We start from the raw sequence: 12,086 nt of genomic DNA on the forward strand, positions 1-12,086 counted from the left end.
AGGCGTTCAGGGCTCGGCCTACTCGCCGTCCCACTGCACCGCGGTCAGGATGGCTCCGTCGTGGCGCCGTGCGTAGCGGCAACTCACCGGGAGGTTGAAGAGCACCTCGGCAACTCCGGTGACCGGCCGCAGATCCGCGAGGAAAGCGTCGTCAGGCAATCCGGCCGCCGCCTCTCGCAACGCCGGGTCGTCGGACGACCTGGCGTCGGTCGCACGGACCGGCGCGACCGGTACCGGATCCTCTGCGGGCTCGAACCACCGGTCGGTGAACGCCATCCCGAAGGCATTGGTGTCCTCTGTGCCCGCCTCCGCCACGGCTTGGTACACGCAGTCCACCAGCCGTTGCAGCCAGTCGGGCAACGAGAGTGCCAGGCGGCGGGTGTCGGTGGCGTCCCAGAACTGGAAGACCGGGCCCCAGGTGCCGGTCTCCCGGTCGACGTCGACATAGAAGTGCCCGTCGCCGTGGTCCAGGTGGACGAACCAGTGGCTGCCGGGGCCACCGGCGTGCTCCAGGTACCAGCTGACGTCGTGCCCGAGGTACTCACCGTTGTTGAAGGATTCGCTGAAGTCGAGCTGCTCGGCAGAGGTGTGTCCGTTCACCACGGACCGACGCACGGTGATCCGGAGGCCGCCGACGGAGCGGAACAGCACGCGGATCTCGGCGGGTACCGGAACCGGCCACGAGTCCATCCGGGCGTCGTCGATCCCAGGTTCCAACTCCACCAACCCACCGGAGACGTCCGGCAGTTGGCGCAACCGCGCCACCAACGCGTCAATGTCCGTCATCGCAGGTCCCCTCCGTGCCACGGCAGGACTCTACTGACCGGGCCGGGTCCGGTGGCCACAGGGGCTCCGGCGAGGGGATGGCCGTAACGAGGGGGTGGGCCTGACTGCAGGACTGCCGGTGACTACGAGGAGTAGCTGTGGGGGTAGGCACCTAAGCGGAGGGTGATTACGAGCAGGCGGCTACGAGGAGTGCGTGCACCCGTGCTCGCCGTAATACCACTCGTACTGGCCCATGACCCACGGGTCCGCCGTGATCGTGAAGGTGCCACGCGGGGCGGGGCAGTGGAACGTCGTGGTGACGAGGCCACGGTCCGGCGGAGGCCCTGGCGACGCGGGGGCCGCGGAGGCGATGCCGGCGCCTCCGGTGACGAACAGTGCGGTCGCGAACGCTATCGCGATGATCTTCTTCATCATGTCTCCCCGTTCCATCACGTGCGGGAACTACCTCTGAGGACAATACGCGCAAACCCCCAATTCCTGACAAGGGGCAAAATGACCCAATGTCCCCGATAACGGGGAGGGGTGTACAGGCGGGCGGCGGGGCGTCACTGGGGAGTCCGAGGGTCAGGTGGCTGCCGACGGAAACGGCATGGAGCTGGGGGGAGTTGACCTGCCGGCAGCCGGGCCGCGACCACATCGCCGACGTCGCGTGGATCTACCCATCCGGGGTGCTTTTGGGTCTGCCGTGTCGGTCTCGTCGGGAACGAGCGCCCCGGGGCCCCGGCCGCCCACCGGATGCAGTCGCACCTGTCGCCCCCGGGTAGGCCGCGCAGGGATTCATCCGCACCTGTCTGTCTGAGCGCGGCGTGCAATTCCGACAGGTGTCGGTTAACCTACGGATGTAGGAGACGGGGTGGCGTGCGGTGCGGCTTTCTCCGTCCGGGGTCGCGTGGGAACGCCGTGCCTGCCCCGGGCGGGGCCGTACCGCGCTGCGTTCCCGTCGCGAGGACAGGAAGGGCAGTCGTTCACATGCGGAGCCAAACCCCTGGCGGCCCGGTTTTCGAAGCGGCACGCGGCCGCCAACGGCAGATGCGGCAGTACCCGCCGGCCTACGAGAGCGCGATGGAGCCTTCCGCAGAGTGGGTGGAGCTGCGCAGCAAGTGCCCCGTGGCCTCCGTCAGCGTTCCTGGCGGCAGTGAGGCCAAGCTGCTGACCCGCTACGACGACGTCAAGGAGTTGCTGGCGGACCCGCGCTTCACGCGGCCGCGTACGGACCATGGATCCGCGGAATCCGCTTTCTCCGTACCGATGTTCGGCGAGTGCACGTACCCCTACACCCCCAACACCCCCGCAGGGACGAAGGAGACCCCCACATGAAGATCACCGTAGACGAGGAGAAGTGCAGCGGCGCCGGACAGTGCGTCCTGGTCGCCCCCGAGGTCTTCGACCAGCGTGACGAGGACGGAATCGTCGTCGTCCTGGAGCCGGAGCCCCCGCAGGACCGGTACGCCCTCACCCGTGAGGCAGCCGCTGTGTGCCCGGCCGCCGCCATCGAGCTGCACGACACCCTCTGACCCTTCCCTCTCCTCCCGGCCGAGTTGGCCGGCCCGCGGAGCCGCAACGGCTCCACCGGCGCCGGGGCCGGACGCGCGCCCGTGAGCGGGCCGAGCGACCGCCCGGCGGCCCCGTAGGACCCGGACCCCGCATGCCTTCACCGGTGTGCCTGAACTGCTGCCTCGTCAAGGAGCGCCCCATGAACGACCCAGAGCCGACCACCCGCGCGGGCAGAGTGATCGCCACGCTCGCCATGGCCGGCACCGTCGCCGCGATCATGCAGACCCTGGTGACCCCGCTGATCGCGAAGATGCCGGAACTGCTGAACACCACATCCTCGAACGCGGCGTGGGTCGTCACCGTCACCCTCCTCGTCGCAGGAGTGTGTGTCCCGATATCGGGACGCCTCGGCGACCTGCTGGGTAAGCGGCGCATGCTGCTCGCCTGCACCGTCCCGCTGGTGATCGGGTCGGTGGTGTGTGCCCTCGCCTCCTCCGTCATACCCATGATCATCGGACGCGGCCTGCAGGGCATGGGCATGGGCGTGGTGCCCCTGGGCATCGCACTGCTGCGTGACGTCGTCCCGGCGGAGAAGCTCAGCGGCTCCATCGCCCTGGTCAGTGCCTCCATGGGCATCGGCGGCGCCATCGGCCTGCCCCTGGCCGCCGCCGTGGCCCAGTACGCCAACTGGCGCGTGCTGTTCTGGGGCTCGGCGGTCCTGGCTGCCGTGATCGGCGTCCTCATCCGGTTCGTCGTGCCCGACGTCCCGGCCGGAGCCAAAGGGCAGCGCTTCGACGCACCCGGTGCGATCGGCCTCGCCATCGGCCTCGTGTCCCTGCTCCTCGCGATCTCCAAGGGAGCTGACTGGGGCTGGGGTTCCGGTACCACGCTGGGACTGCTCGCCCTCGCCGTCGTGGCGCTGCTCGCCTGGGGCTGCTGGGAGCTGCGCACCCGCGACCCGCTGGTTGATCTGCGCACCACGGCCCGCCCGCGCCTTCTGATGACCAACGTCGCTTCGATCCTGGTCGGTGTCGGCATGTACGCGTACATGCTGATCGCGCCGCAGCTGCTGCAGTTCCCCGAAGTCACCGGCTACGGTCTGGGCCAGTCGATGCTGGCCGCCGGCCTGTGGACAGCGCCCGGCGGCATCATGATGATGATCATCTCTCCGCTCGGCGGCAAGCTGATCGACGCACGTGGCCCCAAAACCGCCCTCGTCCTCGGTGCCCTGGTGATCGCGGCCGGCTACGGCCTCTCGCTCACGCTGATGGGCACCGCCTGGGGCCTCATGATCGTCGGTATCGTCCTCAACAGCGGTGTCGCCCTTGCCTACGGCGCCATGCCGGCCCTCATCATGAGCGCCGTCCCGCGCTCCGAAACAGCGGCGGCCAACGGCTTCAACACCCTGATGCGCTCACTGGGTACCACGGTCGGCGCCGCCGTGATCGGTGTCGTCCTGGCGCAGATGACCACCAGCATGGGAGGCGTCACGCTGGCCTCCGAGGACGGATTCCGCACCGGCCTGCTGATCGGCTGCGGCGTGGCCCTCCTGGCCGCCGTCGTCGCCGCGGCCATCCCGGGAGTGGCCTCCACCGCATCCCGGCAGCCCGAGGGGAAGGCCGCGGACGAGCAGGCGCCGGCCGGCCACCGCTGACCCGAGCCCGAGCCGCCGTACATCACCCCTCGATTACTATGCTCACTTCATGCCGGAGGCCGGAAGCAAGGGGCGCGCTGCCGTCGACGGACTGCTCGGGAAGCAGGGAGAAGTGCCTGCCATGGGAAACTCCCCGGATTCCCCTCAGGGCCGTTGAAGGGCGATTTCCGCTTTTGCACCCGTCCGAAGTCGATCGTGGATTGCAGGGCTGAAGAGACGGGTGGCCTGGAAAGTGCTTGCAGAGGTGACAGCGACTCGCTATGTCACGCCCTTGCGTGAGGGCGGATCGCTCCCGGGGATCGTTGAGGGTGACGATCTCGGGACGTACATCATAAAGTTCACCGGTGCCGGGCAGGGGCGGAAGGCGCTGGTTGCCGAGGTGATGTGTGGGGAGTTGGGGCGTCGGCTCGGGCTGCGGGTGCCGGAGTTGGTGCGGATGCAGCTCGATCCTGTTATTGGGTTGAGTGAGCCTGATCAGGAGGTTCAGGAGCTGCTGAAGGCCAGCGGGGGGCTCAATCTGGGGATGGATTACCTTCCTGGATCGCTGGGTTTCGATCCGCTCGCCTTTGATGTGAGTCCGCGGCAGGCGGGCCGTGTGGTGTGGTTCGACGCACTGATCAACAACGTCGACCGGTCCTGGCGTAACCCCAATCTGCTGGTGTGGCACGGAGAACTGTGGCTGATCGACCATGGTGCGGCGATGATCTGGCACCACAACTGGCCCACCGCGGAGAAGGCTTCGGCCCGCCCGTACAACGCCTCCGACCATGTCCTGGCCACCTTCGGGCCGGACGTGGCCTCGGCGGCCGAGGAATTCGCGCCGCAGATCACCGAAGAGCTGCTGACCGGGATCGCGGCGGATGTCCCGGACGAATGGCTGGTCGACGAGCCCGGCTTTGACTCGCCGGACGCGCTGCGCCAGGCGTATGTGCAGACCCTGCTGGCCCGCTCCCGGACGATCAGCGAGCACATCACCATCGGCGCGCCCTCCCAGGACGGCCCCTCGAAGGCGCCGGAATGGCTGGCCGGCAAGCTGGCGCGGAGGGCAGTGAAATGACCGGTCTGCACAATGGGCGCGATGTCTTTGAGTACGCCCTGCTGAAGGTCGTGCCCAGGGTGGAGCGCGGCGAGATGATCAATGCCGGGGTGGTCGTGTACTGCCGTGCCCGGCGCTTCGTCGAGGCTCGGACCTATCTGGACGAGGCCCGGCTGCTGGCCCTTGACCCCGCGGTCGATGTGGAGGGCGTACGGGCCGCGCTCGGCGCCGTCGAGAGTATCTGCCAGGGCGGCGAACGAGCCGGGCAGGCGGCGGGGGATGACGCGGGACGTCGCTTCCGCTGGCTGATCGCACCGCGCAGCACCATCGTCCAGCCCGGACCGGTGCACACCGGGCTGACCACCGATCCCGCCGCCGAGGCGGAGCGGTTGGTGGAGCTGCTGGTGCGCTGAGGATCACCGGATCGCCGTTCGGGCGCCCGGCGCCGCCTTCGGGGTGGGCCGGGCGCTTCGTCGTGGAGCGCGCCAAGCCCCGGCAGGTCTGTCTCACAGGTGAGGCAGCCAGCGGCGCGCTGGTGGGGCGTTGACAGCGGGTGGCCGGGCTTCTAGCGTCAGGCCTGCTCAGGCTACTAAGCGGTTGCTCACCCACGGGATCGGTGCGGCGGACCGCTAGTCGAGGTTTCGAGGGTGAGGAGAACCCGCATGTCCACCACCGAGCAGCGCGTCGCCATCGTCACGGGCGCGGCCCGCGGTATCGGCGCGGCCACCGCCGTGCGCCTGGCCGCCGAGGGCCGTGCCGTCGCCGTACTGGACCTCGACGAGGCGGCCTGCAAGGACACCGTCGAGAAGATCACCGCGGCCGGTGGCAAGGCCATCGCCGTCGGCTGTGATGTCTCGGACGCGGAGCAGGTCGAGACGGCGGTCGCCCGGGTCGTCTCCGAGCTCGGTGCGCCGACCGTCCTCGTCAACAACGCCGGTGTGCTCCGCGACAACCTGCTGTTCAAGATGAGCGAGAGTGACTGGGACACGGTCATGAACGTGCATCTGCGCGGTGCGTTCCTGATGTCCCGCGCCTGCCAGAAGCACATGGTGGACGCCAAGTTCGGCCGGATCGTCAACCTCTCCTCCAGTTCGGCGCTCGGCAACCGCGGTCAGGTCAACTACTCGGCGGCCAAGGCCGGTCTGCAGGGCTTCACCAAGACCCTCGCCGTTGAGCTCGGCAAGTTCGGCGTCACCGCCAACGCCGTCGCGCCCGGCTTCATCGTCACCGACATGACGGCCGCCACCGCCGAGCGCGTCGGGATGGGCTTCGAGGAGTTCCAGGCCGCGGCCGCCACCCAGATCCCGGTCCAGCGCGTGGGCCGGCCCGACGACATCGCCAACGCGATCGCCTTCTTCACGGGCGACGCGGCCGGCTTCGTCTCGGGCCAGGTCATGTACGTCGCCGGCGGCCCGCTCAACTGACCGCCCCACCGACCTCAGGAGTTCTGGACATGACCGAGCAGGACAGCGGGCTCCCCGAGCCCACCGGCAAGGTGGCACTGGTCACCGGCGCCAGCCGCGGCATCGGCTATGGCATCGCCGAGGCCCTGGTGGCCCGCGGCGACCGGGTGGTCATCACCGGCCGCAATGAGGAAGCCCTCAAGGAGGCCGCAGAGAAGCTGGGCTCCGACCGGGTGATCGGCGTCGCCGGGAAGGCGCATGACGAGGCCCACCAGGGCATCGCCGTCGAGCGTGCGATGGAGACCTTCGGCCGCGTCGACTACCTCGTCAACAACGCCGGAACGAACCCGGTGTTCGGCCCCATCGCCGACCTCGATCTGGGGGTGGCGCGCAAGGTGTTCGAGACGAATGTGGTCTCGGCGCTCGGCTTCGCGCAGCGCACCTGGCACGCCTGGCAGAAGGACAACGGCGGCGCCATCGTCAATATCGCCTCGATCGCCGGCCTCGCGCCCTCGCCGTTCATCGGCGCGTACGGGATCAGCAAGGCCGCGATGGTGAACCTGACACAGCAGCTCGCCCACGAGTTCGCGCCGGGCGTGCGGGTCAACTCCATCGCGCCCGCCGTGGTCAAGACCAAGTTCGCGGCGGCGCTGTACGAGAACCGCGAGGAGGAGGCGGCGGCCGGCTACCCGCTGGCGCGGCTCGGCGTCCCGGAGGACATCGGCGGGGCCGCGGCCTTCCTGCTGTCCGAGTCCGCGGGCTGGATCACCGGCCAGAACCTGGTCGTCGACGGCGGTCTGTTCCTGAACGCCGGGGTCTGACGGCACCGGGCGTCGGGCGGCGGGCGGCGGGCCCGCGCGGCCTCGCCCTGGTGCGCGCTGCGAGAGGCAGAGTCCATGGTGCCGGTCCGCAAAGGGCCGGCACCATGCGCGTCAGCGGTCCGCGGGCCCTGGGGGGAGACTCCGGCCGATTATGGAGCGCCGGCCGGTCATGGGACGCTGATGGCCGTCCAGCTCCGGCAGGATCCGCCCGCGGACGGCGTTGTCAGTGGTCGCCGGTAGGTTCGGGGACTGAGAACGCAACGCACACCGGAGGTTGTTGACGTGGTGACCGACATGCTGCCCGAATCCTGGCGCGGGGTCCTCGGCGAGGAGTTGGAGAAGCCCTATTTCAAGGAGCTCACCGACTTCGTCGAGCAGGAGCGGGCCAATGGCCCGGTCTATCCGCCCCGCGAGCAGGTCTTCGCGGCGCTGGAGGCGACGCCTTACGACCAGGTGAAGGTGCTCATCCTGGGCCAGGACCCGTACCACGGTGCGGGACAGGGCCATGGCCTGTGCTTCTCCGTGCAGCCCGGTGTGAAGACACCGCCATCGCTGCGGAACATCTACAAGGAGATGAAGGAGGAGCTGGGCCACCCGGTTCCGGACAACGGTTATCTGATGCCCTGGGCCCAGCAGGGTGTGCTGCTGCTGAACGCCGTCCTGACGGTCCGGGAGGCCGAGGCCAATTCCCACAAGGGCAAGGGATGGGAGAAGGTCACCGACGCGGTGATCCGCGCCGTGGCTTCCCGGCCCGACCCGGCGGTCTTCGTGCTGTGGGGGAATTACGCCAAGAAGAAGCTGCCGCTGATCGACGAGGAGCGGCATGTGGTGGTGCAGGGGGCGCACCCCTCCCCGCTCTCGGCCAAGAAGTTCTTCGGCTCCCGGCCCTTCACCCAGATCAATGCGGCAGTCGCCGCGCAGGGGCACACCCCGATCGACTGGCGCATCCCTGACCTGGGCTGAATCGGCGGGCCCGCGCGACGGGCCGCACCACCCGGTGCGTCGCACACACCGCGCGCAGCGCCCTTCCGGCGGTTAGCGTCGAGGAAACGTCGGTGACGGTGTGAGCGGATTACGGGAGTGCAGTGGTGGAAACGCGGCGGGAGGCGACGCCCGAGGACGGGGTACTGACCCGGATCGGCCAGGCGATCATGCTGCACCGCGCCGGAGACCGGGAAGAGGCCCGTAACCGTCTCTCGGCGCTGTGGCACGAGATCGGGCCGCACGGAGACGCCTTCCACCGCTGCACCCTCGCCCACTACATGGCCGACACCCAGGACGACCCCCGGGACGAACTCGACTGGGACCTCCGGGCCCTGGAGGCGGCCGAGGGCTTCGTTACCGAACGGCCCGTGGGCACCGCCACCACGCCAGGGGAGTCCCGGGTCGCCGACGGCCCCGGCCCCCGCCACCCCCTCGTCGCACTCCGGGCGTTCTTCCCCTCCCTGCATCTCAATATCGCGGCCGATTACGCCGCGCTCGACCGCCCGGCCGACGCCCGCGCCCAGCTGCGGCGGGCACGGGCCTCGGTCAACGCCCTCGCCGACGGTGAGTACCGCCAGGGCCTCCGGGACGCGATCGAACGGCTCCAGCTGCGGATCGACCGGGCGGCGGGGCACATGCCGTAGGGCGTACGGGCGGAGGCATCTGGCGTAGGGCGTACGCGCGGCCGGACCGCACCCCGTAGCGCATCCCTGCGGCGGGCCCGCTCCCCGGGCCATCGCCGACTGCCCGCCGCCGGCCGGCACGTATGCTTCCGGCACGCGGGCCACCCCCAGCGCGGCACAACCCAAGGAGCACGAGTGAAGGTCGGCTGCATCGGACTCGGCGATATCGCCCAGAAGGCGTACCTCCCCGTCCTGAGCACACAACCGGGGCTCGAACTGCATCTGCACACCCGCACTCCGGCCACCCTGGAACGCGTCGGCGCCATCCACCGGCTGCCCGCGGCACAGCTGCACGCGGACCTGGACTCGCTGCTCGCCACCGGACCGGACGCCGCCTTTGTGCACGCCGCCACCTCCGCGCACCCCGAGATCGTGACCCGGCTGATCGAGGCCGGCGTACCGACCTATGTGGACAAGCCGATCGCCTACGAGCTCGCCGACTCCCAGCGCATCGTCACGCTCGCCGAGGAGCGGGGGGTGGGTCTCACCGTCGGCTTCAACCGCCGCTTCGCGCCCGCCTACGCCCAGTGCCGGGAGCACGCCCGCGATCTGATCCTGATGCAGAAGAACCGCATCGGTCTGCCCGAGGACCCGCGCACCCTGGTGCTCGACGACTTCATCCATGTCGTCGACACCCTGCGGTTCCTCGTCCCGGGCGAGGTCGACCACATCGATGTGCGGGCCAGGATCCGGGAGGGGCTGATGCAGCATGTGGTGTTGCAGTTGTCCGGCGACGGGTTCACGGCCGTCGGGACCATGAACCGCCTCAGCGGCTCCGCGGACGAGAGCCTCGACGTCTCCGGGCAGGACACCCGGCGCCAGGTCGTCAATCTCGCCGAGGTCATCGACCACAAGGGGCAGCCGAGTATCCGGCGCCGCGGGGACTGGGTGCCGGTCGCCCGCCAGCGCGGTGTCGAGCAGATCGTGCTGGCGTTCCTGGACGACGTACGGGCCGGCCGGCAGCCGTCCGCCCAGGATGCGCTGCGCACCCATGAGCTGTGCGAACGGGTGATCACCGAGGCGCTCGCCCAGGCCGCCTGCTGAGCGCCCGCAGCCCCGCGTACCCACCGGACAGCAGCAGCGCGCCGATCGCCCCGTACACCGCCCAGTCGCCGAACCGGGTGTACGGGGTGGTGCCCCCGGCCAACGGCAGGTCGTAGACGGCCGCCGCGCTGCGGTCGGTGCCGAGCCGCTCGCCGATCTGCTCGCCCCGCGGGCCGTACACCGCGCTGATGCCGGTGAGGGTGGCATGCACCATCGGCCGCCCGTTCTCCGCGGCGCGCAGCGCGCCCAGTGAGGCGTGCTGCGCGGGCGCCCAGCTCTCCTGGAAGGTCGAGGTCGCGGACTGCGCGATCAGCACCTGCGCACCGTCGCGCACCAGATTGCGGCTCATATCGGGGAAGGCGCTCTCGAAGCACACCAGCGGCCCGACGCGCAGTCCGCCCGCGGAGGCGACCGGGATCACCACCTGGGCGGTTCCGCGCACCCGGTCGGTCGTGGCGGCCTTGCCCACCCGGGTCGCCCAGCCGAGCACCGACCGGAACGGTATGTACTCGCCGAAGGGCACCAGCCGCATCTTGGCGTAGCGGTCCCCGGTCGGTCCGTCCGGCCCGATCAGCACCGCGGTCTTGGAGATGCCGGGCCGGTCGGCGTGTGCGGAGTCGGCGTTGACCAGCAGTTCGGCGCCGGTCTGCCGGGAGAGCGCGGCGAGGCGTTCGGCGAGCGCCGGGTGGTCCGCCGGATCCCGGTAGAGGCTGCTCTCCCCCCAGACGATCAGCCGTACGCCACGGCCCGCCAGCGACCGGGTGAGCGTTTCGCTCCGGGCCAGCCGTTCCGTGGGGGTGCCGGTCAGGCCGGGCTGGACGACGGCGATCCGTACGGTGCCGGTGGGGCGGGGGAGCGGTGCCCAGAACCAGGCCGCGGTGACCGCCAGTGCGCACACCAGCAGCCCGGCGACGGCGGGCAGCCGGGCCGCCGGGCGGGCGATCAGCTCGGCCAGGGCGGTGTTCACCGCCACGATCAGCAGGCTGACCAGCCACACCCCGCCGATCGAGGCCAGCCGCAGCGCGGGCGGCACCTGCCACTGGCTGGCGCCCATCAGCCCCCACGGGCCGCCCAAGTACTGCCAGGACCGGACCAGTTCGACCATCAGCCAGCCCGAGGGCACCAGTACCAGCGCGGCGGCACACCGGCCGACGCCCGGCGCACCGTGCAGCAGCGCCCGCACCAGCAGCCCCCAGGGCGCCCACAGCGCACCGAGCAGCAGGGCGAGCACGAGGATGAAGACATGCAAGCTCGGCAGCAGCCACTGGTGGACGGCGAGTATGAAGCCCGCGCCGCCCAGCCACCCGTCCAGTGCCGCCCGCCCGTATGTCGGTGCCGTCCGTACCAGCAGCAGCCAGGGCACCAGGGCGGCATACGCCAGCCACCACCAGGAGGGGGCGGGAAAGGTGAGGGCCGGTACCGCTCCGGCGAGCGCGGCGGCCACGCCCCGTGACCACGGGGAGCCGAGCCACCGCGCCTGCTGGCCGAGCGGTCTGTCCATGCCGGGCTCCCTGGTGCCGGTTTTCGCCGGTCGGACGGCCAGTGTGCGCGGGTGCGGCCGATCAAGGAAAGGGGTGTCGCCGCAACAGCCGATAGCGGATCGCGACGGACGGGGCGGCCGGTCAGTGGTCCAGCGCCCGGTCGGCCGTCCAGCGTCCGGTCAGTCGTCCAGCGGCTGTACCTGGCGCCACTTCTCGTGGACGACGACCCCGGTCAGCCGCCAGCCGTCGGTGGTGCGGCGGGCGGCGAATTCATAGCGGCCGGCACAGGTGTAGTTGGGGGCGGTCGGTCCGCCCCCATCCTCCGACGCGGGGCCGGCGAGCCTCATCGGGTTGAGGTAGTCGGCCTGGACGGTGGCGGTGTCGCCGGGGGCGCCGTCCCGCCGGGCGAGGGTGACACGGCGGTTGAGGATCAGATGCTGCCGTATCGCGAAGTGCCGCAGCATCTCGGCGAGCCAGGCCGCCATCTCCTCGGCGCCGGCCTCGATGCCGCCCGCGGAGCGGTAGTCGGCCCGGCCGTCCGGGGTGAACAGGGCCAGATAGCCGGGCCAGTCGCCGTCGTCCACGGCGATCGCGTACCCGGTGATCAGATCGTCGAGGGCGAGGCGGTCCATGAGCGTGGAGTGTTCCGCGCGCTGCGTCATTGCCTCAGTTTTCGGCATAGCGGAGCCCCCGCCAAGAG

14 protein-coding genes are annotated in these 12,086 nt (G+C 70.4%); 10 read left to right on the forward strand and 4 right to left on the reverse strand.

Annotated elements, in window-relative coordinates:
• Window positions 1-18 precede the first annotated feature (18 nt).
• Both STRTU_RS32280 and STRTU_RS32285 read right to left on the reverse strand, forming a co-directional pair.
• Window positions 19-786 (reverse strand): hypothetical protein, encoded by a 768-nt coding sequence (locus STRTU_RS32280; protein WP_159748627.1) that lies wholly within the window; start codon window positions 784-786, stop codon window positions 19-21.
• 180 nt (window positions 787-966) lie between these two features.
• Window positions 967-1,200, reverse strand: a complete 234-nt coding sequence (locus tag STRTU_RS32285) for a hypothetical protein (protein ID WP_159748628.1) — start codon at window positions 1,198-1,200, stop codon at window positions 967-969.
• A gap of 648 nt (window positions 1,201-1,848) precedes the next feature.
• On the opposite strand from STRTU_RS32285, the gene STRTU_RS32290 reads away from it, so the two are divergent.
• From STRTU_RS32290 to STRTU_RS32335, 10 genes are all read left to right on the forward strand, one after another.
• Complete coding sequence (locus STRTU_RS32290) at window positions 1,849-2,103, forward strand: hypothetical protein (RefSeq protein WP_159748629.1); 255 nt, start codon at window positions 1,849-1,851, stop codon at window positions 2,101-2,103.
• Window positions 2,100-2,300, forward strand: coding sequence for a ferredoxin (locus STRTU_RS32295; protein ID WP_159748630.1), 201 nt, complete (start codon window positions 2,100-2,102; stop codon window positions 2,298-2,300). Before STRTU_RS32290 ends, STRTU_RS32295 begins: the two co-directional genes overlap by 4 nt.
• Window positions 2,301-2,479: 179 nt before the next feature.
• The gene (locus STRTU_RS32300) at window positions 2,480-3,934 is read left to right on the forward strand and encodes an MFS transporter (RefSeq protein ID WP_159748631.1); all 1,455 of its coding nucleotides are present in this window, start codon (window positions 2,480-2,482) and stop codon (window positions 3,932-3,934) included.
• Window positions 3,935-4,166: 232 nt separating this feature from the next.
• Window positions 4,167-4,991, forward strand: coding sequence for a HipA family kinase (locus STRTU_RS32305; RefSeq protein ID WP_159748632.1), 825 nt, complete (start codon window positions 4,167-4,169; stop codon window positions 4,989-4,991).
• Entirely contained in the window at window positions 4,988-5,383 is a 396-nt protein-coding gene (locus tag STRTU_RS32310) for a DUF3037 domain-containing protein (protein WP_159748633.1), read from the forward strand. Before STRTU_RS32305 ends, STRTU_RS32310 begins: the two co-directional genes overlap by 4 nt.
• A 249-nt stretch (window positions 5,384-5,632) precedes the next feature.
• A complete protein-coding gene (gene fabG / locus STRTU_RS32315) occupies window positions 5,633-6,394 on the forward strand; it encodes a 3-oxoacyl-ACP reductase FabG (protein ID WP_159748634.1) in 762 nt (253 codons plus the stop codon).
• Window positions 6,395-6,423: 29 nt separating this feature from the next.
• Window positions 6,424-7,194: an SDR family oxidoreductase gene (locus tag STRTU_RS32320; RefSeq protein WP_159748635.1), complete on the forward strand. Its 771-nt coding sequence runs from the start codon at window positions 6,424-6,426 to the stop codon at window positions 7,192-7,194.
• A gap of 294 nt (window positions 7,195-7,488) precedes the next feature.
• On the forward strand, window positions 7,489-8,157 hold the full coding sequence (locus tag STRTU_RS32325) for a uracil-DNA glycosylase (protein ID WP_159749813.1): 669 nt from the start codon (window positions 7,489-7,491) through the stop codon (window positions 8,155-8,157).
• A 125-nt stretch (window positions 8,158-8,282) separates the two neighbouring features.
• The gene (locus STRTU_RS32330) at window positions 8,283-8,822 is read left to right on the forward strand and encodes a hypothetical protein (protein WP_159749815.1); all 540 of its coding nucleotides are present in this window, start codon (window positions 8,283-8,285) and stop codon (window positions 8,820-8,822) included.
• Between the two features lie 174 nt (window positions 8,823-8,996).
• The gene (locus STRTU_RS32335) at window positions 8,997-9,905 is read left to right on the forward strand and encodes a Gfo/Idh/MocA family protein (RefSeq protein WP_159748636.1); all 909 of its coding nucleotides are present in this window, start codon (window positions 8,997-8,999) and stop codon (window positions 9,903-9,905) included.
• Here the strand turns inward: STRTU_RS32335 and lnt are convergent.
• The gene (gene lnt / locus STRTU_RS32340; RefSeq protein WP_159748637.1) at window positions 9,874-11,406 is read right to left on the reverse strand and encodes an apolipoprotein N-acyltransferase; all 1,533 of its coding nucleotides are present in this window, start codon (window positions 11,404-11,406) and stop codon (window positions 9,874-9,876) included. The genes STRTU_RS32335 and lnt overlap by 32 nt on opposite strands.
• 159 nt (window positions 11,407-11,565) lie before the next feature.
• The gene (locus STRTU_RS32345; RefSeq protein ID WP_159748638.1) at window positions 11,566-12,048 is read right to left on the reverse strand and encodes a nuclear transport factor 2 family protein; all 483 of its coding nucleotides are present in this window, start codon (window positions 12,046-12,048) and stop codon (window positions 11,566-11,568) included.
• Window positions 12,049-12,086: the final 38 nt, after the last annotated feature.

It is taken from the genome of Streptomyces tubercidicus (genome assembly GCF_027497495.1).
GTDB lineage: Bacteria > Actinomycetota > Actinomycetes > Streptomycetales > Streptomycetaceae > Streptomyces > Streptomyces tubercidicus.

Bases quoted from the DNA above. Each gene is read 5' to 3' on its own strand.
- STRTU_RS32280 (WP_159748627.1), bottom strand. From the start codon at position 786: ATGACGGACATTGACGCGTTGGTGGCGCGGTTGCGCCAACTGCCGGAC.
- STRTU_RS32285 (WP_159748628.1), bottom strand. From the start codon at position 1,200: ATGATGAAGAAGATCATCGCGATAGCGTTCGCGACCGCACTGTTCGTC.
- STRTU_RS32290 (WP_159748629.1), top strand. From the start codon at position 1,849: ATGGAGCCTTCCGCAGAGTGGGTGGAGCTGCGCAGCAAGTGCCCCGTG.
- STRTU_RS32295 (WP_159748630.1), top strand. From the start codon at position 2,100: ATGAAGATCACCGTAGACGAGGAGAAGTGCAGCGGCGCCGGACAGTGC.
- STRTU_RS32300 (WP_159748631.1), top strand. From the start codon at position 2,480: ATGAACGACCCAGAGCCGACCACCCGCGCGGGCAGAGTGATCGCCACG.
- STRTU_RS32310 (WP_159748633.1), top strand. From the start codon at position 4,988: ATGACCGGTCTGCACAATGGGCGCGATGTCTTTGAGTACGCCCTGCTG.
- fabG (WP_159748634.1), top strand. From the start codon at position 5,633: ATGTCCACCACCGAGCAGCGCGTCGCCATCGTCACGGGCGCGGCCCGC.
- STRTU_RS32320 (WP_159748635.1), top strand. From the start codon at position 6,424: ATGACCGAGCAGGACAGCGGGCTCCCCGAGCCCACCGGCAAGGTGGCA.
- STRTU_RS32325 (WP_159749813.1), top strand. From the start codon at position 7,489: ATGCTGCCCGAATCCTGGCGCGGGGTCCTCGGCGAGGAGTTGGAGAAG.
- lnt (WP_159748637.1), bottom strand. From the start codon at position 11,406: ATGGACAGACCGCTCGGCCAGCAGGCGCGGTGGCTCGGCTCCCCGTGG.
- STRTU_RS32345 (WP_159748638.1), bottom strand. From the start codon at position 12,048: ATGACGCAGCGCGCGGAACACTCCACGCTCATGGACCGCCTCGCCCTC.